Here is a 24,732-nt window from a genome sequence, read left to right on the forward strand (position 1 = left end):
CACGTGGAATAATACAGATATAACCAAAAGAGGAGTGTATTAGTTTGACTCAACAAGAAACGAAAGCAAGTATCGAAAAAATACTTAACAATAGTATGGTAGGCACAATGGCAACCGTACAGAAGAATAAACCACATTCAAGGTACATGACTTTTTCTCACGAAGCGTTAAAGCTCTATACCGTCACAAATAAAGAAACACACAAAACTGACGAAATAAAAACCAATCCGTATACCCATATTCTTTTAGGTTACGATGGTGATGGATTTGGCGATGATTATGTAGAGTATGAAGGTAAAGTTACCATCAATGATTCGGCAGAACTGAAAAAAAAGATGTGGAATGATCATATGAAAAGCTGGTTTGATGGTCCAGAAGATCCAAACTTTATAGTTCTGGAAATCGAACCAATCCAAATTAATCTGATGAACAAAAAAGGTGAATCACCTAAACGCTTAGAATTAGCATAAAAAGATAAACCGGGCTGCAGGAGCCCGGTTTTAATTTTTTTATAAAAGCTATATCAGCCAGCCAACCTCTATCACCACTTAAGATTAATGCTTCGGCTGCTGCCATTGCTCCATACAATCCTGGACAAGGGTGACGCCCTGACTCATTGCTGCACCGCCACCTAAGGCAGTAGAAACGCCAATTGCTTCAAATATTTCCTTTTCTGAACACCCTTGATCGAGACAACCCTTCGTGTGATAAATAATGCAGTATTCATCCTGCGAGTAAACACTTATGCCAAGAGCAATCAATTGTTTATTTTTTGGCGATATTTCCCCATCGCGAAAACAGTGCTTGGTAAATTCGTTATACGTTTGCACCAGTTCGGGCATTCCGTTACTGAATTTATTTAGCCCTTCCTTATAATTAAGTAGATGCTTATCCATCGACTGATTGGTGTTTGTTCCTTCGTGCTCCATTCCTTTCACTCCTTCATTGATTTTTTAAACCATTAAGCCACGCAGGATACGTGGCTTAATGAGCATCAAAACTATTTATCTGTATCTTCCTTAGTTGTTCGTGGGATGTCGGTATCTTCACCAAATTCTGTGCGATAATCAAAATTTCTTTTTCTGATAGTACCTCGATCCGGGCTCTTTTCTTGCATCCACTCATACAGCATGATAATTGAGTATACACCACTTATTCCAACCAGTGTATAGATTACTCGAGATAAACCAGCGTCCTGTCCACCAAATATTCCAGCAACTAAATCATATTGAAAAAACCCAATTAATCCCCAGTTCAAAGCGCCAATAATTATTAATGTTAAGGCTATACGTTTTATCGTTGTCATGTAACTACACCTCCTTTATTATCTCAACTAGTCTAAACGGACTCGTGTTATCTTTTGCCGTAATGTCATTTTTCATACAATCACACTCGAATAAAAAATACATGACATTTGAACTATGCCTAAAGAACTTATCGCAAGATGCCGATAATAGACATACATATTGAATGAGGAGGAACCTATTTGGCATCCGGATGTGATATTTGTTTACCACAGCGTAAAGGCTACACCGTTTATTTCGAAGGCGGACAGACAACAGAACTATTGACACCTTATTTTGAAACCTATTTAGAAGAAGATTGGATCGAACTTGATGCATCCACATTTTGGGCAGAGGAATCCATTGTATTTGATCTGTTGGATTATCTTGTGACCCACTTTGATGGTTCACAAATCTTTATTACTGAATCTAAAAAAAGTAAACCATTTGTTGCCATACATGACAAGAAGCCAATTGAAACACTGCATATACTGAAAGAAGCAAGCTGGATTGATCGATTAATTGAAACCCAATCCATTCAAACACACTACCAGCCGATTGTGCGTATCAACCAGAACCAGGTGGATATTATTGGCTATGAACTGCTATCTAGAGGCATTGATCAGGAAGGTAACCTGATCCCTCCTTTTAAAATGTTTGAAGCAGCTCGTACGCGAAACAGGTTATTTGCATTAGACCGAGCGTGCAGAATGGTTTCCGTTCGAAATGCCGCGCGTATAAAAGATAAAATGGTGTTCATCAATTTTATCCCAACAGCTATTTATGTACCGGAACATTGTTTATCCACAACGTTCGCACTTATTAATCAAATGGACTTAAAACCTGAACAAGTAGTTTTTGAAGTAGTAGAAACAGACGAAGTTCAGGATATTAATCACCTTAAGAAAATACTAAATTACTACAAAACGCACGGTGTGAAATATGCGCTGGACGATGTAGGAACTGGCCATAATGGTTTAAAAAAACTTTCTGACCTGAAACCACATTTCGTGAAATTAGCTCGCGAATTTGCGGATGGTGTAAGTGAGGATCCAAGTAAACAGCAGGTTGCAAAGTCTGTCATTAAAGTCGCAAAAGAAATTCATTCGCAAACACTTGCAGAAGGTGTAGAACGAAAAGAAGATATCGATTACCTCACGTCAATCGGATATGAACTATTCCAAGGTTATTTTTTCGCAAAACCACAGGAAAACCCGATTACGGAGACTGAGTTAAATCAAAATGTCAGCATATAAACATAGCGCTCCCGGAGTCCTGTTCATCTTCAAACTGTTTCAGACAAAATTATCTGGTATATCATCTACTTGTTATTCGCAGCGTTACTAATTATAGACAGCTTTTAACTTGTGCAGTTCCCTTATCCTGTTATGGTAATGTGGTTTTTTGTACTACTAGGGCTTTGGATTTTGATTGAAGTGGCAACTTTCATACCATTAGTCATTATGCACCAGGACTCATGTGGAGGGAAAGACTAACTGAAAAAGTGATTGATAATAAAACTTATTTTCCTCACCTTTACCTAGCTTCTTCGAATATACGAAGACTCCTGTGGGAACAGCACGAGCTGAAGATCTAAGCAGGAAAGCGGTCTTTGCTTATCCGAGGAAGCTGAAGCCGTGCCCACGGAAAGCGTAGTATATTCGAAGAGGCGATCGCAGATCCACTTTATTTTGTACCACATGTAACTTTTTCAGTAGCCACAATTAGCCTCACCAGCCATCCAAACGATCTATTCGAGATCGTTTGGTTTTTTGCTGTGGAAAAACATTTCTATCCTCGCTCCTTCATAATACTTCGCGTATAAAAGCAACTTTTTTTCTCTTCATTTACCAACATAAATCTATCCTATTTAGGAATAACTAAAAGATAAACAAAAGAAAGGCGAGGTGAAAAAAATGGAGATAAATCAGCAGTACCAGCCAGGCGAGATCGTCTATATTATTCTCCGTAATCCACATGCACAAGATGTAGCCCAAATTCAACAGGCGGCAGTTGTACAGAATCCAAAGAACCATTCTGAATTAGCACTTTTCGCGCATGAAAACTATTTCCCTTTTTCTGATGAATTTGCTGTTTTCAAAACAGAGGAATCAGCCGAACAGGCATACACAGAAGCATTTGGAACACCGGAAACAGGTGAGTTCCATGGTTAAACCATTTGTTCCGCAGCTTGTTTACATTGAGCCTAAAGCGCTTGACTATGCACTGGGAAAGGAACTCAAATCGAAATTCGAAAATATGGGAGTTGAAATTAGGGAAACAACTTCTCACAATCAAATTCGCAATCTTCCGGGTGATAACCATTTTCAAAAATACCGAACCGCTAAGTCCACGCTCGTAATTGGTATTCGAAAGACATTAACATTTGATACGTCCAAGCCCTCAGCAGAATACGCAATTCCTTTTGCGACAGGATGTATGGGCCATTGTCATTACTGTTACCTGCAGACAACCATGGGCAGCAAGCCGTATATCCGGACGTACGTAAATATAGACGAAATTTTTGATGCTGCAGATAATTATATGCGCGAGCGTGCTCCCGAGGAGACTCGATTTGAAGCTTCCTGTACGTCCGACATTGTTGGTGTTGATCACTTAACACATACATTAAAAAAAGCTATTGAACATTTTGGCAGGTCTGATCATGGGCGACTTCGGTTCGTTACTAAATTTGCGCATGTAGATCATCTTCTGGATGCAGCACATAATGGTCGAACTCGATTTCGTTTCAGTATAAACAATGACTATATCATTAAATTCTTTGAACCCGGTACATCCAGACTATCTGAACGAGTCGAAGCAGCAGTAAAAGTTGCCGAAGCAGGTTATCCTCTTGGTTTTATCATTGCTCCAATATATTTACACGAAAACTGGAAAGAAGGATACCTTGAAATGTTTGAGAAGCTTGATGCCGCCTTACCTGCTTTTGCACGGAAAGATTTAACCTTTGAAATGATCCAGCACCGTTTCACAAAACCTGCAAAGCGCGTTATTCAGGAGAACTATCCAATGACGAAGCTTGAACTTGATGAATCAAAGCGAAAATGGAAATGGGGACGCTACGGCATCGGTAAATATGTATACCAGAACGAAGAGCAAGAGGATATTAAAGTTACATTGGGGAAATATATTGCACAGTACTTTCCGCAAGCAAAAATAGAATATTTCACTTAAACAAAATGACACTGCTGGAAGAATAGGATGTGAACAAGATGGACTTCCACTTAGCACAGGAGTCGCTGACCATTTTAGAATGGATCATGCGAGCAACTGTCGGATTCATATTTTTATTAATAGCGGCTAAAATTATGGGGCAGCGCTCCATTTCTCAGCTGCGCTTTCTCGACTTTGTTATCGCTTTATTACTTGGAAATATTATTGCTCACCCTTTATCGGATGAAGGTTTAGGGTTAAGGGGTTCCATGATAACGATGACCGTTATCGTTACATTATACGTTCTGGGAGTATGGGGGAGCCTGAAGTCCACTGCATTCAGAGGATTATTTAACCCCCCTCCAATTCCGCTAATTGAAGGTGGGGAAATCAACTACAAGAACCTGAAAAAAGCCAGAATTTCAATAGAAGTCTTATTAAGTGAACTTCGGAAAGAACAAACAGAAGACATCCAAAAAGTTGCTCTCGCGTTATGGGAGGCCGGCGGGTTTATTTCCATATTTTTATATCCTAAATTTCTGCCCCTCACCCCCTCTAATCCCACGGCAAAAATAGAACCATTTAATTTTCCCAGATCCATTATTATTGAAGGGAAAATAGATTACAAAGAGTTACAGCAAATTGGAGAAAATCAGCAATGGCTAATCGACCAATTAGCAGCACAAAACGTAATACCAAACGATGTGCTACTTGCAACCATTGATATAAACGATAAACTTAAACTTTATTTATTTAAGTAACAGTTACTTTGAGTCGTTAGTTTTAGGTCAAAAAAAAAGAACCTGCAATAAAGCAAGTTCATCTTTAATAATCCTAATCTTCCAATGCCCTTAAGTCGAAGGACGGTTTGGTCCGTTTAACTTTTTGTCTCCTTTTTGTGGTCCACCCTTTGACGACGAATGGGCTTTTTTACCTTTACCTTTTTTATTTTCTTTCTGCTCCATCTGACACCCTCCTTTCTTTTTTACAACTTTAGCGAAAATAAATTACACCCCTTCTAATCTACCTCTCGCTCAGGCTCCGTTACTTTTGCCACTCCAATTGCAAAATGCTCCCATAAAATATCCTCCACAATATCTGCCTGTATTATTTCACAATTAACAATTAAGATAACCTCTGTATTCTTCCCTTTAAGATTACTTTTCTGTTTTTTATCTGGGTTTTCCTTGAATAGCCTAATAGCTACTCCTATTGCAAAACCAGCAAATGCACTGATCAACCCCCAAACTATCGGTCCCCAATTCAATTTAAACCCTATACTGACCCCGATTACGGAGAAGGCAGTGGCCAGTCCCATACCGATGTCGATAAGAGAAGTTCCATCTGAACGGTGAAGGTTGTCAAATAACACTCTGCTTTCCATTCGGTTATCCAAAGGGACAGCGTAAATACATTCTTTATGAATACCTCTCTTTTCTAACGTTGAGATTGCCATTTCCAAAAACATGTTGTTTTCGAACGTAGAAAATAACTGCATAATAATCACTTCTCTTTTTCATTTTTAAATAAATTAAAATTTGGCTGTTGATAGTTATCCAATAAAAAACGCCGCTGTACTTTTTCGAAAAGCTTATTATTTTCCACTGTATTCATGTAAGAATCATATATAGCAAAACCATAAACGGAAGGAATGAATAAAAGCCACTTCACCTGATCCTTCAACACCTCGGTTGATTGTTGTATATTCCCCTGCAATAAATATGTAATTCCTTCAAAAACACGTGAATAATAGAAAAACACGACTGCCCAGATAATTACAAAAAATGCGGTCATTATTCTGTGAATATACAATTGTCCTAGACCAGGAACAAATACTGACCACATTGCAGCAACTAACGGATTACGTTTATCCAAATAGTTAATTTCAAGTGCACCAATACTAAAGGAATTAAAATAATGTTCCTCGTCGGAAGCAAGTATATAAACCTTATTTAAATCAACTGTCGTTCGATAACTGTCCCAGATAGCAAATAAATATACAGGCATATACAGTAATAACCATCTTGCATCCAGCACCTCAATTGCTTTATCGAAATTACCCTGAAACGAATATACGATACCCTGATTTAGATTAGCTTGAAGGTTGACAATAACTTCCCAGATAAACAATAAATAGCCACGGAGGTATTTCGATAGAAGCAAGTGACCACATCCAGGAAAAGCAGCGCTCCACCAGGCAATTACAAATGGATTTCTCAAATGAATTTGGGTGGTGCCAAATACACTGACATGCGCAACATAACGCTTTGCAGTGTTGTCAGTTATGTGATTATCCATGTGACTCCTCCTGATGCAAGCAATTATTGTTTCCCTTAGACTTTCCCAAAAGCTTTAATTTAATCCCATAGTATATATGTTTGTCTAACCACAAATCCTATGAAACACAACTATGAAATGAAAGAGGATGCTATTCGATGACCTTTAAAGATATAATAAAAGCACGTGAAGCGCATGCCCAACTAAAAAAAGATTACTTTTTTGAATTTGTACTATTTTCCTATCAATGGTGGTTTCTGCTTGTCCTGACAATCGGGCTGTGGATCGGCTGGCTTGTGATTCTCGATAAGAAACGTTTAACTCCCATTTTGTATGTAGGACTAATTTCCAGCCTGATTGCTACAATCTCAGATGACATTGGAGTTACTTCTGGTTTGTGGACTTACCCATATAAGCTTACTTATTTCTCAAATCAATTATACCCAGTCGACTTTGCAATCATTCCAGTCGGTTATATGCTGCTTTATCAATTCTTTCATATATGGAAGCATTATTTGATTGCACTCCTTGTATTAAGTGTCTTCGCAACCTTCGTGGTTGAATCCGTGTTTGTGCGAATGGATATTTATCTCTTGCTGAAATGGAAGCATTGGTACTCCTCGCCTTTTTATTTTTTAATCGGAGCGCTCGTTAAATACTCTGTTGACAAACTGTGCATAAAACAATCGAAGCTAGTTGATAATAAAACGAATCATTTTTAAAGGAGGTTATATTATTGGGTATTTTAAGCGGAAATCCGAAAGATGAACCAATGCACTATGGTGAAGTTTATGCAGTGTGGAGTGCTTACACAGTCGCCAAATCACAGGTTGCATCGTATGAAATATATCACAACCATGCTGGAGACAGCGATCTCAAGAAATTCATTGCTGATATTCTACAAAACCTGGTTAGACCAGCGATTGAAGAAACCGAGCGTTTACTAAAAGAAAATGGCGTTGGACTACCACCAACTCCTCCAGAACGTCCAAAGGCTAATCGCGAAGAAATTCCTGCAGGAGCTCGCATCATGGATCCAGAAATAGCTGCAGCAATTTCAAAGGATATCGGCCAAGGTCTTGTAGCTGACAGCACAGCAATGGGTCAGTGCATTAGAGAAGATATCGCCCTCATGTTTGGTCAGTACCACATGAAAAAAGCACAGCTTGGAGCGAAAATGTTACAAATGACCAAAGACAAAGGCTGGTTAATCCCACCACCACTCCATATAGAAACGTTAACAGAAGAAAAAGTAAAATAACAAAGGTACAAGGTCATAAATATAGCATAAAGCAAATAATCCGAACGAAAGAATTCAACTTTGTTCGGATTATTTGCTGTCGAGAAACTATTCTTATCATCGATTCTTCAAAATACTAGTGGATCTATCATCACATCTTCGAAAACCATCATTCAGCAGGAACAAAACCTTAAGACTTACGTGGAAGAACGAACAATCCGAGCCTCCTAATGAACACACACAAGGTCACTGAAAAAGTGGTAGATCTATAATTTTATTTTTCCACTTCAACCTAGCATCTTCGAACATACGAAGACTCCTATGGGAACAGCGCGAGCTAAAGATCCCGGAGGAATAGCGGTCTTTGCATTCCGAGGAAGCTGAAGCCGTGCCCCCGGAAAGCGAAGTATGTTCGAAGATGCGATTGCAGATCGACTTAATTTGTACAATATATAACCTTTTCAGTGGCCAAGACACCCCTACTAGTTTTATCGATCGTTAATAAATCCTCGATACTGCACACCGCCAATCTCATCTGAATGATACAAGTATAAAAGGATATCCTACAGATAAACAAACAAATGGAGGTAAAAAATATGAAACACCTTAAAGTACTCCTACTAAAATCCATCCTGCTTACACTTGTATTATGGCTTATCTTAGGCTTCGTTTACGAAGTATCCTCTACAAATATTATTATTACAAGCCTAATCCTAACCATCACATCATTCATTATAGGAGACCTATACGCATTACCGAAAATCGGAAACGTCGGTGCATCCATGATTGATTTTATAACGGCAGTAACAGGCATTTATATAATGGGAACTATCTTAATTGATGAAGTCATACCGCTAGCATCAGCATCCATTCTTGCAGCAATTGGGGTAACGCTAAGTGAAATTTTAGTTCACTGGTATAGAAAAAAACTATTCGTAAATAAAAACACTGACATCCCTGGCTATTATGACCGCAAGCTGCAAACAGAATTCGCTGATGAAACATGCCCCGAAATAAAAGCAGACGAGGTTAAAGACCCACAAGAGTAATTCAAGTTCCAACAAACAGGAGCGAAAGGTTTAATTAACCTTTCGCTCAATCTGCAATATTTAAATTAGTTTACAATTCCATGCTGGACAATCTCAACTTTAACATTTGAATTTATATCAATTGTCTGGTAGAGTTTTTTCCATTCTTTCTTATCCCAATGCTTAGGATGGTAAGCAATGATTTGTCTGCCTATTCCAAATAAATCTGAATTTGCCTCTTGTATTTTTTTTATGACCAGCTTTGATTTCTTCGTTAAATTTTCACTCATAGCTTTATTTAATTTAGCAAGTTCTTTACTGGAATTCAGCTTATCGTGCGGATACTCTATAACCGTTACTTTTAATTTCATATCAATGTTCACTACTGGTTTGTTTACTTTATATTTGGTTTTTATTTTTCGCTTCACTTTTTCCACGTCAACAGTTATATAATTCAGATAATCAGGACTCTTATCGTCGAATACTTTAATTGAAAGGCGGGCAGTTCTCCCCTTCTTACCAGCCATTAGCAGATATAATGTCGTTTGCTGGGGAGTTAAGTATTCGCCAGTATATTTATCACCATTAAAGAGGGCGAATCCCTTCACCATCAAATTCGTTCCAGTATTATCAATTGTGACTAATGGCAATCCAAAATCCTGACCAGAATCCAATAAAGCGGATCCGATCATTTCGATTGTTGATTCCGGAATAATAGTAGATACCTTTGAGCTGTGCATTAAATCAGTTATATATTCGCTGACTCTCGGCTGATTGGGAAGCTTTAATTTCAAAATCTCTGAGGCTTCCTCTTCCGTAACAATTAAATTAGCACTTAAATTGCTTCTTGGATCTCTATAATATACATCAAGCAGCGGAAAAATATTTTCTTTAATAAGCTCTCCACCAAGTACAACCGTCAGCATTTTTGCCGCGTTAAAAGATCGGGCAATTTTGCGATCTATTTGCATTCTGGACTGTCTAGGCGTTTTCCCTACACCTGAGACTATTTGAATTCCACCACTTGATACACCTGCCTGACCTGGTTCAACAATCGGAATCGTCGCCGTCGTAAGAATTTTGTCATTTTCAATTTTATCAAATGCCACTCCCATTATTAGTCTTTCATCTTTAAAAAGCACTTGATCCCAGCAGCCAGTCAGGAACGTTAGGATAGTGACTAAAATTAATAAAGTTTTAATCCTCTTCATAATTGCTTGGCTCCTCTTTTTTCCGAAATAACAAAGAAATTAATAATAAAATTACAGGTAGTCCCATGGCAAAAACGAACCCAGATTGTGTGACGATCTTACTGTATTGTTGAATAATAAGCAGATTTTCACCTGGTATCATGGAAACTGTAAAACTTATCAGTCCAATAAAATACGCACTGTATTTCCACTTCTTTTTAGTTATTTTTTGCACACCATGGTTAGCTAGGAATAAATACATCATATAACTTGTAGCAACTGAAATAACCCAAATGGACAGAAACAATAAATCTAATCTGGATAAAACTTTAAAATCTAATGTTTTTAATGCATAAAGAACGGGTTCCGGTATAAATTTCAATTCAGCCGGGGAAAAGAGCAGCAGACACACAACTACAATAAACAGGTAAAATAGAAATATCACTATATTTGCAATTGATATCTTCTTTAGTTTTTTGATAGAACCTCCTTGGACATAGGGAAATAATACTAGTAATATTTCAAATCCAAGAAGTGCCAGAAGTCCTTCCCTCGCCCCTTTTACAATTGCTAAAATGCCCGCCCCACCTATAGGGAATATATAAGTATAGTTAAAACCGTTAAAAAGGACAGCAATCATTAAAAAGAGAAGAACTAAATAGAAAACGGATACTACTGTAAAGAAACGGGCAATTACCCTTAAATCACTTAAAACAATGTATACTCCCGTAACTACCATTAACAAAATGACAATCCAAAAAGGAGTCTGAGGCAATATCCAAATTCTAATTAATAAACTGAACAAAACCAGAATTAATGAAGAGACAGCAATAAAGTAGCAAATATAAAAAACCGAAATAATCTTCCCCAAAAATTTCCCAAGCAGTATATCGCAAATCTCAAAAACGGTCCGTTCAGGAAATCGAGTACCCAGTTTCCAAATCACGAATATGAAGACCTGAATAAAAATACCAGCAATTATAAGTGATATCCAGCTATCCTGCTTTGCAACAACATATAAAGAATAGGGCAGTGATAATATGCCAACACCAATTTGCGTTTGCAAGACCACGAAAAATAATTGATTAGGTGTAATTTTTTTCATTTCCATCACTCACTAGTTTTAGATTGTCGTTTAGCAGCTTGTGGCTGAGCATCCTTTGGTCTAGAGTTAAACATCCATAAAGGTAAACGGACGAACGTATCCTTTAAATCCTTAAAATGCAGTGGAGCGACTGGTGCTAGATATGGCGTTCCGAATGACTCGAGCTTACACAAATGTATTATCATAATCATAAAACCGAATGTAACTCCAACAAAACCAAACGTCGTGGCCATAATCATCATCGGATACGTCAGAATACGCAAGGATGTACTCATTTCATTAGAAGGTACTACAAAAGATGAAATTGCTGTCAATGCAACAATAATTACCATTAGATTTGAAATCAGACCTGCCTGGACCACTGCATCTCCAATTACGAGACCTCCAACAATTCCGATAGTTTGACCAATCGGGGTCGGAAGCCGTATCCCCGCTTCTCTAATTAATTCAATCGTTAATACCATTACGAGCGCTTCTTCGATAGGGGAATATGCAATGTTTGTAACTGAACCTTTGATTGGCAAAATTAAATCATCCGGAATTACTTCAAAATGAAATCCAATAATTGATATATAGTAGGAAGGTAATCCAACTGCAATTATAAAACTGATAATACGAATTAACCGTACATACGTTCCTGAAATCCAACAGCTGTTATAGTCGTCCGGCGATTGGTAAAAAGCAAAAAATGTAATGGGAATAATCAAAACTGTAGGACTTCCCTCTGTAACTAATGCAACTCTTCCCTCCATAAGATGTGCCATCACACGGTCTGGTCGTTCCGTATTAAGCATTTGCGGAAAAGGGGAAAGCGCTGATTGTTCCACAAACTCTTCGATAAATCCCGGACTCATCACCATGTCTATGGATATATCTGCTAATCTTTTATTGATTCGGGCGACCACATCCGGATCAGCTAAGCCATCCATATATACTACTGCTAATTTTGTTTTACTCTTTTCACCGAGAGTGGAATAACGAACGGTTAGGCTGGGATGCTCAATCCGTTTTCGAATCAGATTTATATTAATCATTAAGCTTTCCACAAAGCCTTCATGAGATCCACGGATAACTTTTTCATTTTCCGGTTCTTCCACCGTACGATCATAAGATTTGGTAACTTCCATCGAATATATTTTTTTCGCATTATTTATATCAAACCAAATAAATGCACCTGACAGCAATTTTTTGACGGCTTGATCAATCGTTTCCAACTCTCCCGCACTATCGTATATAACTGGTTTTATATCGGGCTTTTCTGCGAGTAAATAAGGCAGTATGTGTTTTCGTATCTGTTGGCGATCTACAAGTGACTCTATATAAAACGTGACATAATCGCCACTTTCTTTTATGATTAAATCACTTGAACCATGGAGTGCTTTTTTAATAGCACTTTTATTTGTGTCCGCAGATTTATGTAAACGTTCTGACGTGCTGGAACCCTCTTTTTTTATCTTCCGTCTCTTCATGAATGACCACCTACTGAACAGTTTCGACTTGTTAAATTAGTATTAGCTTTATTAATGGATGTATACATAACCCATTGCCTAATAAAAACAAAAAGAGCCTGTTAAAAAGCAGGCTCTTACATTGGGTGATTTCCGGAAATCCTGATATATTCGCTGAATTCCTAATATAACTCGGAAAACCCTGATAAAATTCATAGAATCCCGATAAACGCTGATAAATCCTGATAAACCAACCGGCGGCGACGTACCAATATCAGGATATTACCATTCTTGAATAATATTTTCTACTTCTTTTATGATGGAGATTGGTCCAGACTGTTTATTAGAACAAACAATTAGCTTAATATCTTTATCAGGATAAACCGATGCATGAAAACTGACCCCTGGATCATACCCCATTAAATAATACTTAAAGACATGATTCTTAACTCTGTTAATCCATAACCCATATCCATAATAGTGGTCATTTTTATCTTTTATATGAGGAGTCAATAGCTTCCCAGTAGATGCTAAGCTTAAAATTGAATGGTCGAATAAACAATCCCACAGTCTCATCATGTCAGGTGCCGATACAAATGCTCCTCCATCAGAACCTCCTATACTTGGAATGGAAAATACATTTGTTCTGAATGATCCATCTGCTTTGTCTATGTAACCATGCGCTGTATTTGCCGGGAGGTTATCCAAAGAAAAGTAACCAGAACTCTTCATGCTGCACCTTTGAAAGATCTCTCTTTCCACATAATCGCTGAACAATACTCCTGTTTGCTGTTCGACTACTAATCCAAGGACAATATATCCAGCATTATTATAGTGAAATGTATTACCCGGTTTAAATTTCATCTTTTCGTTTTGAAACAGTGGAAGGAAATCACGCAGATTTTTCAATGTGTATGCAGGCTGAATCTTCCAAAGATCCTCGTAATCGCTCATTTCGTCTTCATCAAAATAATCCGGAATACCCGAACTATGTGTAAGCAAGTGATGAATCGTTATCCACTCATCAAAGGAAGGGAAATCAATGTCAACACAGTCTATTAATCGAGTTTGAAAAGACAGTTTGCCCTGTTCGACCAATTGACAGATGGCTATTGCTGTGAATAATTTGCATCCCGAGGCAATACCAAATCGTGTATCTACTTTATTTGTTCGTTCTTCAGCCCTGTCTGCGAATCCAAATGCTGATTCATAGATAACTTCATTTTTTTGTTTTATATAGACTGAACCAGCAAAATCTATATCTTTCACCACTTTTTCTACCCTTTTTATTAATTTGTTTCGCTGCATGGTTAGCACCCCTTTTGATATTCGGCTTTCAGAATCCCCATAATAATGGAGTCATGAAACGCACCATTGTAAAATAGTTCATCTCTTACTCTTCCTTCTTGCTTGAATCCCAATTTCTCATAAGCTTTGATAGCCCGTTCATTATAGGCAAATACATCAAGACCAATTCTATGCTGATTTAAAATATTGAACCCAAAATCCAGCAGTAATTCTAATGCTTCTGTACCATAGCCATTACCCCAGTACGCTTTATCAAATAAAGAAATTCGGATTACACTATTTTGATTAAGATGATTTATATCGATCATTGCAAGATCACCAATAGGCTGATTGTTCTCCTGCAGGCAAATCATTAAATCAATTCTGCTGTCATCTGTTGAATTCCGTTCAAACCAGTTTTCCAGAACTTGCCGGCTGAAAACAGTTTGTGTGCCCGTCAGTCGACGAACTTCTTTATCCCAAAGGGCGTTCGCATAGAATAGATCCAGATCACTATTTTCTATCGGTCTCAGATACACTCTTTTTCCATTTAAGAATTTTATTAGTTGTTCCATTCTTTAACAGTCCCCTTCACAGCAATATAGTGTAATAGTAATGTATTGTTGGTTTTTAATATAGAGAAAAAATAAATAAGAATCAATTTAACCATATTGAAAAGCACCAATCATCTCTTCTCGAAGATAATTGGTGCTAGTATTTTAACTCAACTTTCACACATACAAAAGAAAGTGGATCTGCGATCGCATCTTCGAATATACTTCGCTTTCCGTGGGCACGGCTTCAGCTTCCTCGGATAAGCAAAGACCGCTTTCCTGCGGGATCTTCAGCTCGCGCTGTTCCCACAGGAGTCTTCGTATATTCGAAGATGCTAAGTTAAAGGTGAGAAATTAAATTTTAAAAATCTACTACCTTTTCAGTTGCCAAGCCTCTCCCAGCAGGAATCGACTGCCACCCGCTCCGATCTCTAGACAAGAGATGGATGTCACAGATTTATTAAATGCACAATTGATAGCAACGTCTATTTCAGAATGCACTAAATAATAAACAATTTTTTAGTAAATAGCTTTACCAGTCCTGATGAGCGGAGGGCGGTGACTCCTGCGGGAACAGCACGAGTCTGAAGGCCCCGCAGAGTGCTCTTCTCGAGGAGACTGAAGCCGTGCCCGCGGAAAGCATCCGCCCGCAGTGATCCTGGACGGCAGCTTTAGAGCATATTAGATAATAAACCTAAAAGTTACTTCGCAGTTTATAGTTTTGTGTCGGCATAATAATGAATTTCAGGCTTATTTAACTATTTCTGGTAGCACCAACTTATTTTATTCTGTGAAAGTTGATTTAGTAATCTCTGGAATAACAAATTTTTTTTATAGTTTCTGCCGAAAGAAAATATTTTCCCGCAAGCTCATCAATCGACTTGCCGTCGCTAAAGTCTGTTTTTATAATGGCATTACGCTGATCAATAGCTTTTCTACCACCAGAACGTGCTCCCCACTTTTCATAATTACTTTTTGCTTTAGGAATATATATGGTTTCCCCTTGTACATACTTTTGCAATTCTAAAATTAGTTCATCAGGTAGTACATTACTTGCTTTTACATAACTCATTTCTGCCAGCCCCTTATTTATTTTTCAACAATTCAATAAGGTGCAAAGCCGTTTTCCAGTTAGACGATTGTATAAAATGATACCACCTCACGCAAAGTTATCGCCATCTGATACTAGGCTCTGCATGAGACGCTGCCGATTTTACACACGACATAATTTTCATCATTTTCCAAACCTCCTTTGTCTTATATGTTAATCGATTACCGTTTCCATGTCCGGTTTTTTCAAGTAATCAAAAAGCATCGCAATCTGCACTTCTGTATTCCTGCCAGTAGACAGTCTGGGTAAATTATTTTCAGAGAAAAATGTAACTCCACTTGTTTCTAACCCAACAGTTGCCTCACCACCAACGATATCGCAATGGATAAACAATTTATAATAATGATAAGGAAGTGGTGGATGATTCCTTTTCGTAGTATCCAAAAGTGCAATAAGCTTTCTATGAATAACATCGTACCCGGACTCTTCTTTGATCTCTTTTACAATATTTTCAGTTGGTGATAAGCCAACATCGCAAAACCCTCCCGGAAGCGACCATCTGTCATCGATTTTTTCCTTAACCATTAAAATTTTATCATCTTTGAATACTGCTCCACGAACATCGACTTTAGGCGTTTGATACCCAGTTTCGTTTGCGAATAAATTCATGACTTTTTCCATTTCAAGATCGGTATGTTCTTCCATAATTTCAGCGCTTATCGAACGTAATTCTTCATACCTTTCTCTATCATACATGTCTTTGGAAAAAGCTAATCCTGCTTGCGACAGTGATTGAATTCGTTTCGCCCATTCCAGCCATTTATGACTCATAGGCTATATCCGTTTTTAAAAAATTCATGAAATCAGCTATGCTGCTGTAACTGGAGTCAGGGATGGTAGTAAACTCATTCGCTTGAAACGCAGGCAGCCAGTTCACTCCTATCGTATAAACGTCTGCTCGTTTACCAGCCAGGATATCTGCCTCGCTGTCGCCAATAAACATTGCCTTATTGTTTTCTATACCTAAAATGGATAAGGCTTTTAATACGCCCTCTTGATGTGGTTTTGGATGAGTAACATCATCACCGGTAATGCTGACATCAAACCATCCTTCCATGTTAAGTGCTTGGACTGAGATGTCCAGGCTTCTTCTTGCTTTGCCTGTAACAATACCTAATTTCATTCCTTTTGCTTTAATAAATCGCAACAGATCATCCATATGTTGGTTAAATTCAACTAGTTCTGTGTGTTTTTCTTTATAGTTTGTATAGTATAACTCAATAGCTTGTTCTATGTTCGGATGAAGCAGGTTTTCTCTAATGATTCCAGTTTCGGATGGACCAAACATGGATTTAATCTCGTCCGACGAAAGCTCTCTATTATCAAATTCTTTGAAGACTTGCTGAAATGCGTAAAAACAAATGGGTAATGTATTTGCTAACGTACCATCAAAATCAAAAATAACAGCTTTAATAGAAAACACCCCTCTAAATTTATTCATTATTCTAATTCTACCATTTTCTCTCAGTTATTTGTATAACTCCCGTATTCTTTGAACCACCTTTTTGTTATCTCTATGAATTCCTTTAAGGGTGTTGTCAGCTGTTTATCCTTGTGCCACGTAATTTGTGTATGAATTGGGGTAGTGAATTTTTGCCATGGAAGTTGCTCCATTTTCCCTGTTTTGAGATCTGCCTCAACCGCCATAGCTGGTAATATAGCTATACCAAGTCCAGCGATAACGCATTGCTTTATCGCTTCTATACTAACAAATTCTATCTTATTAGATGGAAATACATCTGAGGAGCGAAAAGATTCTTCCAATATCGTTCGATACGAACAGCCCGTTTCCGTGAGCAAAAGTGTTTCATTTTCTAGATCCGCTGGAGTAACCTCATGTTTAGAAAGTATTGGATGGTTTGCAGCAGCAACCATTATGATAGATTCCTTTGCAAGATGTACGGATTCAAACGTATCACTACTGTCAGATAAATCTGTTACAAAAGCAAGATCAAGCAGCCCCTCTTTCAATTGTTTTTTTGCTATTTCGTCAGAATGAGCGGGCTTGAAAATCAGTTTCACGCGAGGGAACTGCACCTTAAATTCTTTTAATATTGGTGGCAGTCGATAGGTACACTGACTCTCCTGTGCGCCAATTATGAGCGTCCCGGCAGGCTCCTCTCCACCGTTTACATTGCCTTTCGCATCTTCTTCGAGCAGAATCATTCTTTCAGCATATACCTTAAATCGTTCCCCTGCTTCGGTTAACAACAAACGCTTTCCAAGTCGTTCGAATAACGGCGTTCCGAGTTCCAGTTCTAGCGCCTTTATTTGAGCTGTCACACTGGATTGTGCGAAGTTTACTATTTTCGCAGTTCTTGTGAAATTCAAATTTTCACTTGCGACTTTAAACGTTCGAAGCTGCTTCGTCTCCATTTTTCACATCCTCTTCAATCGTTTTTTTCGATTGGTTTAATCGAAATGTTCATCTTTATTGATCATAAAATTCATTATATGATACTTGTATAGAGATGGAAAGGAGCAAATAACTTATGTCAATTGCTGTTATAGATGGAGGGACCCGTGAGAGCGGGAATACCGAAATACTTACTGAGAAAGTTATCCAGAATTTAGCTGTGGAGAAGATTCAATTAAGCAATTATGAAATTCTTCCTGTTAAAGACCTGCGTCATACAGAAGATGGATTTAGTACTGTCGAGGACGATTATAATTCAATAATAGATCGAATGTTACCGCATGATGTCTTAATCTTTTCTACACCGATTTATTGGTACAGTACGTCCGGAACGATGAAGAATTTTATCGATCGCTGGTCACAGACCTTTAGAGATGCAGATTATCCAGATTTCAAAGAAGTAATGGCTGCAAAAAAAGCATACGTAATTTCTGTAGGTGGAGACAACGCCAATCTAAAGGGACTTCCTATGATTCAGCAATTTAACTATATTTTCGACTTTGCAGGTATCACTTTCGAAGACTACATACTAGGAAATGGCAACAAACCTGGAGATATCGCAGCGGATAAAGCGGCAATACAAAAAGCAGAAATTTTGCATGAAAAATTAAGTTACAGATAAATAATCTTTTCATTTTTAGAGCAGAAATCTGTTAGAGCTAATGGATTTCTGCTTTTACTTTGTGATTATTTCGTAACAAGCACATTTTTAAATACTTTTAATCTATTATTGTAATATTTACAAAAAAGTAGTAATATTACTTATTATCTAACAAATACTGACAATAAAATAATAACTATAAGTAATTCAGAGAAGATATATAACCTAGGGGGTTAATTCGTGCGCTTCATCAAATTATTTACCTTTTATTTACTTGGGATATTTGGAATTGTATGTTTCAGTCTTGTACCACAAGCAGTATTAACAAAAACAACTAGCCCTGCAGCATTATTTGACATGTTACTTGATCTTATTAAGCAGTTATTTAATCCTGGTGCGTGGGTTTATAATGTTACGTGGGTACAAGAACCAGTAGACGTGCCATTAATGGAGGTATTGTGGGAACCGTACCTATATTCATTGCAAATCTTATTGGCTGCTGTATTCATTGGACTATCCGTTGCGTTTTTATTAGCTTTAGTCACCAATTTTCTTCCGAGATTACTTCTAAATCCCATTAAACGGTTATTGGATTTTTTGGAGTCAGTACCTGATCTTGTGATTGCAGTCCTGCTGCAAATGTTTTCAATCTATATATACAAAACGTTTGCGGTTGATATCTTTCGCGTCGCATCATACAGGGAAGAACGGGCATACTTAGGTCCGATTCTAACCCTTTCGGTATTACCGGCGGTCTCCATGTACAAAATTCTATTATTAATGATCGAACAGGAACTCCTGAAAGATTATGTATCTTTTTTACAAAGCAAAGGGCTGATGAAGGTACGAATTATAACGAAGCATGTTATGAAAAATATTATGCCAAGCTCTTTTCATCATATGAAGGTTATCATTTGGGCCACATTATCCAGTCAGTTTGTAATCGAAGCAGTCTATAACATAAAGGGATTTACTAGTGTATTAGCTAGTAACCTTTCTCCAATCACCATCACTGTCGCACTAGCAATGATCTTTACACCTTTTTATTTTTTCTTTCAGATTGTCGATCTTTTGATTACCACTGAAGAAATACATACCTATTCGATAGATAATAGACGTTTTTGGGACAAATGGCGGCCGACTGCTATAGCTGATGGGATAAAAAGATCCTTGAGCAATTTACTATATGGAATCAGAGGAATAAAACTAAAAAAAATGAAACCATGGCGGCCGCTAATAGCCATAACAATCATTTTTTTCCAGCATATGAAAAATTGGAAGTTTGCGTTAGGTTTTCTATTCTTTGTTTTCGTAATAAGTTATAGCTTGATTTATTCTGTTACCACTAATGATCATATTGACCAATTGATGTTTGCATACGAAGAGGATGGGACTACCCTAAAAAGTATACGACCGCATGAGCCGCCAGAGCCTTTTCTGCTTGGATCTGATAAATTTGGATACAGTCTTTTAGATCAACTTGTTATTGGTGCAAAGTACACATTATTTTTCGGACTGCTAATCGCTGTACTCCGTGTTCTATTCGGATTAATATTTGGTATCTTCTATGCATTTAAACTAAAATCGCGAACACGGGAATGGATCAGCAAGATGGTTGATTCGATTCACTTTATTCCCTTAAGTGTTATTGCTTACATCCTGCTAAGTGTGATCATTTTTGGGTCGAGAAGCGGATTTGCACATAGTACTGCAGAACTAATAATGATGGAAGTTATTGTGCTCACCGTTTTAGTTATCCCATTGACCACCGTGTTAATTGGAAAAGATATTAATCATGTATTACAAAATGAATTTATTTTAAGTGCTAAGGTACTTGGTGGTGGCAGTTTTCATGTTTTTTGGCGTCACGTCATGCCCCATATAGGTCCTAAAATGACCGTTTTGTTTGGTCAGCAGTTTATTCAGGTTCTCGTTATTTTTATCCACTTAGGCTTTTTTCATATTTTTCTTGGTGGAACAATAATTGAAACTGGACTCCTGCAAGGTCCGCCAAGGTCTACAACAAATGAATGGTCTGGTTTAATTGGCGCTAACAAATACGCTTTTAAGGAAGGCAGATATTATTTATTAGGGTTTGTTTTACTAGCATTTATGCTGTCAATCTTTGCTATGCAATTTATTATTCAAGGTGTTAAAGAAGTACAACAGGTGAAAATAGGGATTATTTATAAGTTCAGCAAATTAAAACGAAGGAAAAAGTTTAAAAATAAAGAAATAACAGAAGTATCAAAGGAAAAGCTGCAGTTTAAAGAATGCCTTAAAGAACAACAGAGAGATCTACTGTAATTTTCTTGATACATAACTTTGCATACTCCTCACATACTAAATTTATAATGGCTAAGGAGGATTGTATGATGACAAATCAAAATGCTAAACCAGATGATCGTTCTGACAACGCGGAAAAAATTGAGAATACCATCGGCCACACAATGCAAAACAGGAACGAAGCCGGAGACTACGTGAAGGCTCACTCAGAGGAGATAAGTGAAGAAGAAAAGCGTCAGATAAAGGGAAAGAACCAGCGCCGAGAAGAAAGTATAGAGAGTTTGCGTGCAGAAATAAAAGACGAAGTAAACGACAGACTGCAACAGTAAAAGACAGGCATGGACTTCCATGCCTGTCTTTTACTAATCATTTGATGTTCTGTTATGTCCGGTTTTTCTCGTTTGTTCTGCTTTTTTATTTTTCAGATCATTTATTTCTTGTTTGCTCTTGTTTTTCGTTTTTGTTTTATCTCGCATATTCTGACCTCCTTCATAACTAGTTTGCTTAACTTCTTAAAAAAAATGTCAGCAACTTTCAGATCAGCTATGCTTTTTTAAATTTCCAAATGTTTTTTTCAATATAATGTTCAATCTTCTTCTGTTTTATGAGTCCCACTAAATACGCTGTAACTGCTGTTCGATACAGCAGCCACGAGGAAAGCATGGAATTGCTAACTTCAAAGTGTTCGCACATATCTGATACAACTGTCTCGTGCGACACACCACTATCTGACTGTTGAATATAATTCTCCAGCCACTGCAGTAAACGCTCGTGGCATTCGATATTTTTTTCAACAGTAGTGATAAATTCCTCTTCATACACTCCGTGCCCTGGAACCGCTCCCGAACAAGCAATTTCCTTCAGTTTATGTAAGCTTTCTAGGGTTTGACCAGCATCTGTAATATAAGGAATTTTGTGTTTGTCTAATTGCTCTTCACTAAAATAGCTGTCTCCTGCAAAAAGAACACCATCGATCTCGAGCGCTAACTGATGATAGCTATGGCCAGGCAAAAGATGGGTGGTAAATGAGAAACCATCTATATTGTGTTCACCAGCTTCTATTTCCTTATTTACCTGAATAGGTTTTCCTTCGAGAAATTTATTGTGAAGCTCTGGTAATGGATCGTTTCCTTGAAATAAATAGAGTGGCTCTAAGGTGGGGTTTTGTAGGATTGCAGACTCCAACTTCGGGGCAATCGTCATGATATCATGTCTTTTTTGTAAAAAATAAGCACCGCCGTAGTGATCAGCATGTGCATGCGTAATGTATAGATGTGTAATTGGCAATTCGTTTGCCTTTAATTCTTTAAGTACTTTTCGCATCACGGAATCATCTATTCCAGCGTCGATTAACATTCCTTTTCCATTTTGATGTACATATCCGATATTTACAACGGCATCAAAGTAATAACATGTTTCATTTAATCTGGTGAATTCCAAAAAATCTACCCCTTACGTCGCTTTTCTATTCTGTCCAGCTACTGCTCCTAGCGACTAGCAAATAGTTAGTCCTGATGAATGTACGGAAAGTTCACCGCACTTTCACAGGCCTATCTATTTGTACGTCGCTGAACAGTCGCTTCCGCCTTTCTTTTCTGTCCAGCTGCAGCTCCTAGAAGCTGTCGTCATAAGCAAGTGACACTCCAACCGCCAACACCAGGCGGTTTGCGGTCACTTGCTTATGCGTCCGCTTCTGAACAGTCGCTTCCGCCTTTCTTTTTCTATATACTCTCGCTGAAGTGTTGGCCTTTTCCTGTTATTTTTGAAATTACTTTTTCATTTTTATTATTGTCTGTGTTCATTGGTTTATAGAAGAAGTTGGATTTGGAGGACTGGTCGTCTTTCTGGGTATGATCTTCGTCTTCCATTTCTCTTGACTTGGTATCCAGTATTACTTTATATGGTTTTTCAATGTGATATGGGTCCTGTTCTTTTTGGGTAACACGATTTTGATAATCCTGATACTGATAATGTGTGATTGGAAGTATATATCCCATTTCCATGCCCTCCTTTATTTTAGTCAAATTTGTTACTGTATGCACGTTCATGACATTCATTCAATTCATTAACTACTTTACTAATACCCGTTATTTTGAAAAATATGCCTTTCCTATGTAAAAAAGACAGCTTTTTTTGCTGCCTTTGTTATGAAATGGTTATTAAAACCAAAATGGTCTCCGTTGTCTTCTTTTTTTATGTCCCTCATCTTCTGCTTCCACTTCTTCATCCCTGTGCTCTTTTTCTTCATGGATGTCGCGTTCACTTTCTACATCGTGACGTTCGTTCCTTCTTCCGAATAGTTGATCACGGCGGTGATGCTTCTCGTCTTCTCTTTCAATAAATACATTGTCTGCTTTGATAATAAGGTCTTTCACATGGTAGACGCGTTTGTTTTCAGACATGACATTCATTCCTCCTCTATTCTTTGTCGTTATTAGACTATGTTGAAAAGTAATTCTGGGTATAGTCATTCGCCCGGTTTTACAAGGAATTAATTAATTATTATTCTCCCTGTAGCGCCCACACCAAGTAGTCGATTGTACATATTCTAGTATAGACAATAAGTCAATAACTTTTAGGAAGGGGATTTATTCATGGGTTGTTGTGGAAAAGATTTTGATACAGGAAACTGTGTTTGCGATATTTTAAAAGAAATTGCTGATGCACAGAATGATGTCATTGAAAATTGTTGTGATACCAGCTGCGAACGCTCAATTAGTGATTTACTTGGCGAAACCGATAACGGAAATGGATTAGATACAGTTCCAGTACTTCTATACTGCAAAGGAAACTGTAAGCCATTCAAAGGTTACGGTGCACATCCAGATAACATCGGTCGTGTTGTAGGAAGTTTTTACTTCAGAGTTAAGCGGGTAGATGATGATTGTTGTGCTACTTTAGAATTATTACGTGATCCAGGAGATGAGTGTGATAATCCTGATAATCCAGTAGAGCAGGAAACTGATCCATTGCGCGCTACCGGAATTTGCATTACAGTTGATTTGGACTGCTTCTGTCATGTAACTTGCTTACCAGCAATTAATGCTATTAACTAATACAGTTAAATGCTACCTGAGAAAGCACAGAAGATTGGAGTTAACTTCCTCTTCTGTGCTTTTTTATGCATTAAAATCCAATTAATCTAATTTCTTGTATGGAACCAATTTCAATTTTCGTATGCGTTGTGCGTCGTCCTATTTGCATAAACACCTGATCTGCTTCTACAGCTTGAATGGTACCTCGATATGTCCGTTCCTCTGTTTTCACTTCACACTTCATTTTAGGAATGTGCACCGGCTTCGCTAGAAAATAATCAATTTTCTCTTGTATTGTCAATTCGCTAAACTTCTTATTGGATGAAGGTTTCTCGTTTTCCTCATTTTTTTCAGTTATAGGTTCTTTCTCTTCATTCACTTTTTCAAAAAAATTAGTACGTTTAACATATCGTGCTTTAGGTGTTTTAGTTTCTGCTGGTTTCGTGCTTTTATCTCTTGAAGTAATGTAGTTTGATTGCATAGGAGCTTTTGGATTCGACAGATTGGACTGATGTATATAAAGCAGTGGGGTTTTAGCAAACTTCTTTTGATTACTCATTACAAACGCGTCTCCTTTCGATTGTCATGGTCACCACAGTATATGAATGACTGGGCGAAACGTGAACTAAGAACCAAAAGGCCAAATTTCTTATACGGTAAAACGTGCTCTTTGCATTTATTTATGGCGTAAATCCGT

The 24,732-nt window shown here is 37.7% G+C and carries 29 protein-coding genes; 12 read left to right on the plus strand and 17 right to left on the minus strand.

Annotation, left to right across the window (positions count from 1 at the left end; all coding sequences use genetic code 11):
- Window positions 1–44 precede the first annotated feature (44 nt).
- Complete coding sequence (locus VBD025_RS16860) at window positions 45–470, plus strand: pyridoxamine 5'-phosphate oxidase family protein (protein WP_430787589.1); 426 nt, start codon at window positions 45–47, stop codon at window positions 468–470.
- Window positions 471–554: 84 nt separating this feature from the next.
- Here VBD025_RS16860 and VBD025_RS16865 read toward each other — a convergent pair whose 3' ends face one another.
- Together VBD025_RS16865 and VBD025_RS16870 are read right to left on the minus strand one after the other, a co-directional pair.
- On the minus strand, window positions 555–929 hold the full coding sequence (locus tag VBD025_RS16865; RefSeq protein WP_430787591.1) for a carboxymuconolactone decarboxylase family protein: 375 nt from the start codon (window positions 927–929) through the stop codon (window positions 555–557).
- 71 nt (window positions 930–1,000) lie between these two features.
- The gene (locus tag VBD025_RS16870) at window positions 1,001–1,306 is read right to left on the minus strand and encodes a DUF378 domain-containing protein (RefSeq protein ID WP_430787593.1); all 306 of its coding nucleotides are present in this window, start codon (window positions 1,304–1,306) and stop codon (window positions 1,001–1,003) included.
- 180 nt (window positions 1,307–1,486) lie between these two features.
- Here VBD025_RS16870 and VBD025_RS16875 point away from each other — a divergent pair, with 180 nt between their 5' ends.
- From VBD025_RS16875 to VBD025_RS16890, 4 genes are all read left to right on the plus strand, one after another.
- Complete coding sequence (locus VBD025_RS16875) at window positions 1,487–2,539, plus strand: EAL domain-containing protein (RefSeq protein ID WP_430787595.1); 1,053 nt, start codon at window positions 1,487–1,489, stop codon at window positions 2,537–2,539.
- 660 nt (window positions 2,540–3,199) lie between these two features.
- Window positions 3,200–3,457 (plus strand): transcriptional regulator SplA domain-containing protein, encoded by a 258-nt coding sequence (locus tag VBD025_RS16880; RefSeq protein WP_430787597.1) that lies wholly within the window; start codon window positions 3,200–3,202, stop codon window positions 3,455–3,457.
- Window positions 3,450–4,478: a spore photoproduct lyase gene (gene splB / locus VBD025_RS16885; RefSeq protein WP_430787599.1), complete on the plus strand. Its 1,029-nt coding sequence runs from the start codon at window positions 3,450–3,452 to the stop codon at window positions 4,476–4,478. Before VBD025_RS16880 ends, splB begins: the two co-directional genes overlap by 8 nt.
- 38 nt (window positions 4,479–4,516) lie before the next feature.
- Entirely contained in the window at window positions 4,517–5,218 is a 702-nt protein-coding gene (locus VBD025_RS16890) for a DUF421 domain-containing protein (RefSeq protein ID WP_430787601.1), read from the plus strand.
- Between the two features lie 257 nt (window positions 5,219–5,475).
- Here VBD025_RS16890 and VBD025_RS16895 read toward each other — a convergent pair whose 3' ends face one another.
- Entirely contained in the window at window positions 5,476–5,955 is a 480-nt protein-coding gene (locus VBD025_RS16895) for a hypothetical protein (protein ID WP_430787603.1), read from the minus strand.
- Between the two features lie 5 nt (window positions 5,956–5,960).
- Complete coding sequence (locus tag VBD025_RS16900) at window positions 5,961–6,755, minus strand: hypothetical protein (RefSeq protein ID WP_430787605.1); 795 nt, start codon at window positions 6,753–6,755, stop codon at window positions 5,961–5,963.
- 137 nt (window positions 6,756–6,892) lie between these two features.
- Between VBD025_RS16900 and VBD025_RS16905 the strand changes: the two genes are divergently transcribed.
- The 3 genes from VBD025_RS16905 (at window position 6,893) to VBD025_RS16915 (ending at window position 9,023) form a co-directional block, all read left to right on the plus strand.
- Window positions 6,893–7,456, plus strand: coding sequence for a CBO0543 family protein (locus VBD025_RS16905; RefSeq protein ID WP_430787607.1), 564 nt, complete (start codon window positions 6,893–6,895; stop codon window positions 7,454–7,456).
- 14 nt (window positions 7,457–7,470) lie between these two features.
- Complete coding sequence (locus tag VBD025_RS16910) at window positions 7,471–7,995, plus strand: DUF3231 family protein (protein WP_430787609.1); 525 nt, start codon at window positions 7,471–7,473, stop codon at window positions 7,993–7,995.
- 575 nt (window positions 7,996–8,570) lie between these two features.
- Window positions 8,571–9,023 carry a DUF2512 family protein gene (locus VBD025_RS16915; RefSeq protein ID WP_430787611.1) on the plus strand — a complete coding sequence of 151 codons (453 nt, stop codon included), beginning with the start codon at window positions 8,571–8,573 and terminating at the stop codon, window positions 9,021–9,023.
- A gap of 65 nt (window positions 9,024–9,088) precedes the next feature.
- Here the strand turns inward: VBD025_RS16915 and VBD025_RS16920 are convergent, their stop codons facing one another.
- The 9 genes from VBD025_RS16920 to VBD025_RS16960 form a co-directional block, all read right to left on the minus strand.
- The gene (locus tag VBD025_RS16920; RefSeq protein WP_430787613.1) at window positions 9,089–10,213 is read right to left on the minus strand and encodes a Ger(x)C family spore germination protein; all 1,125 of its coding nucleotides are present in this window, start codon (window positions 10,211–10,213) and stop codon (window positions 9,089–9,091) included.
- The gene (locus tag VBD025_RS16925; protein WP_430787615.1) at window positions 10,200–11,297 is read right to left on the minus strand and encodes a GerAB/ArcD/ProY family transporter; all 1,098 of its coding nucleotides are present in this window, start codon (window positions 11,295–11,297) and stop codon (window positions 10,200–10,202) included. The genes VBD025_RS16920 and VBD025_RS16925 overlap by 14 nt, the downstream gene beginning before the upstream one ends.
- Before the next feature lie 5 nt (window positions 11,298–11,302).
- A complete protein-coding gene (locus VBD025_RS16930; RefSeq protein ID WP_430787617.1) occupies window positions 11,303–12,766 on the minus strand; it encodes a spore germination protein in 1,464 nt (487 codons plus the stop codon).
- A gap of 261 nt (window positions 12,767–13,027) precedes the next feature.
- A complete protein-coding gene (locus tag VBD025_RS16935; protein ID WP_430787619.1) occupies window positions 13,028–14,053 on the minus strand; it encodes a serine hydrolase domain-containing protein in 1,026 nt (341 codons plus the stop codon).
- A gap of 2 nt (window positions 14,054–14,055) precedes the next feature.
- On the minus strand, window positions 14,056–14,607 hold the full coding sequence (locus VBD025_RS16940; protein WP_430787621.1) for a GNAT family N-acetyltransferase: 552 nt from the start codon (window positions 14,605–14,607) through the stop codon (window positions 14,056–14,058).
- A 781-nt stretch (window positions 14,608–15,388) separates the two neighbouring features.
- Window positions 15,389–15,658: a CD3324 family protein gene (locus VBD025_RS16945; RefSeq protein WP_430787623.1), complete on the minus strand. Its 270-nt coding sequence runs from the start codon at window positions 15,656–15,658 to the stop codon at window positions 15,389–15,391.
- Window positions 15,659–15,850: 192 nt separating this feature from the next.
- A complete protein-coding gene (locus VBD025_RS16950; protein ID WP_430787625.1) occupies window positions 15,851–16,468 on the minus strand; it encodes an NUDIX hydrolase in 618 nt (205 codons plus the stop codon).
- Window positions 16,458–17,138, minus strand: a complete 681-nt coding sequence (locus VBD025_RS16955) for an HAD family hydrolase (RefSeq protein WP_430787627.1) — start codon at window positions 17,136–17,138, stop codon at window positions 16,458–16,460. The genes VBD025_RS16950 and VBD025_RS16955 overlap by 11 nt, the downstream gene beginning before the upstream one ends.
- Window positions 17,139–17,161: 23 nt before the next feature.
- Window positions 17,162–18,073, minus strand: a complete 912-nt coding sequence (locus tag VBD025_RS16960; RefSeq protein ID WP_430787629.1) for a LysR family transcriptional regulator — start codon at window positions 18,071–18,073, stop codon at window positions 17,162–17,164.
- A 116-nt stretch (window positions 18,074–18,189) separates the two neighbouring features.
- Here VBD025_RS16960 and VBD025_RS16965 point away from each other — a divergent pair, with 116 nt between their 5' ends.
- The 3 genes from VBD025_RS16965 (at window position 18,190) to tlp (ending at window position 21,329) form a co-directional block, all read left to right on the plus strand.
- Window positions 18,190–18,735: a flavodoxin family protein gene (locus VBD025_RS16965; protein WP_430787631.1), complete on the plus strand. Its 546-nt coding sequence runs from the start codon at window positions 18,190–18,192 to the stop codon at window positions 18,733–18,735.
- Between the two features lie 219 nt (window positions 18,736–18,954).
- The gene (locus VBD025_RS16970) at window positions 18,955–21,021 is read left to right on the plus strand and encodes an ABC transporter permease subunit (RefSeq protein WP_430787633.1); all 2,067 of its coding nucleotides are present in this window, start codon (window positions 18,955–18,957) and stop codon (window positions 21,019–21,021) included.
- A 68-nt stretch (window positions 21,022–21,089) separates the two neighbouring features.
- Window positions 21,090–21,329, plus strand: coding sequence for a small acid-soluble spore protein Tlp (tlp, locus tag VBD025_RS16975; protein WP_430791474.1), 240 nt, complete (start codon window positions 21,090–21,092; stop codon window positions 21,327–21,329).
- A 214-nt stretch (window positions 21,330–21,543) separates the two neighbouring features.
- Here the strand turns inward: tlp and VBD025_RS16980 are convergent, their stop codons facing one another.
- The 3 genes from VBD025_RS16980 to VBD025_RS16990 all read right to left on the minus strand — a co-directional run bounded on the left by VBD025_RS16980 (window position 21,544) and on the right by VBD025_RS16990 (window position 23,402).
- Window positions 21,544–22,440, minus strand: a complete 897-nt coding sequence (locus VBD025_RS16980) for an MBL fold metallo-hydrolase (RefSeq protein WP_430787635.1) — start codon at window positions 22,438–22,440, stop codon at window positions 21,544–21,546.
- Window positions 22,441–22,721: 281 nt separating this feature from the next.
- Window positions 22,722–22,997, minus strand: a complete 276-nt coding sequence (locus tag VBD025_RS16985; RefSeq protein ID WP_430787637.1) for a hypothetical protein — start codon at window positions 22,995–22,997, stop codon at window positions 22,722–22,724.
- Window positions 22,998–23,159: 162 nt separating this feature from the next.
- Window positions 23,160–23,402 carry a hypothetical protein gene (locus VBD025_RS16990; RefSeq protein WP_430787639.1) on the minus strand — a complete coding sequence of 81 codons (243 nt, stop codon included), beginning with the start codon at window positions 23,400–23,402 and terminating at the stop codon, window positions 23,160–23,162.
- Between the two features lie 192 nt (window positions 23,403–23,594).
- On the opposite strand from VBD025_RS16990, the gene VBD025_RS16995 reads away from it, so the two are divergent.
- A complete protein-coding gene (locus tag VBD025_RS16995; protein WP_430787641.1) occupies window positions 23,595–24,056 on the plus strand; it encodes a CotY/CotZ family spore coat protein in 462 nt (153 codons plus the stop codon).
- Between the two features lie 70 nt (window positions 24,057–24,126).
- Here the strand turns inward: VBD025_RS16995 and VBD025_RS17000 are convergent, their stop codons facing one another.
- A complete protein-coding gene (locus VBD025_RS17000) occupies window positions 24,127–24,594 on the minus strand; it encodes a CotO family spore coat protein (RefSeq protein WP_430787643.1) in 468 nt (155 codons plus the stop codon).
- Window positions 24,595–24,732: the final 138 nt, after the last annotated feature.

It is taken from the genome of Virgibacillus flavescens (assembly GCF_050574275.1).
GTDB lineage: Bacteria > Bacillota > Bacilli > Bacillales > Amphibacillaceae > Virgibacillus_F > Virgibacillus_F flavescens.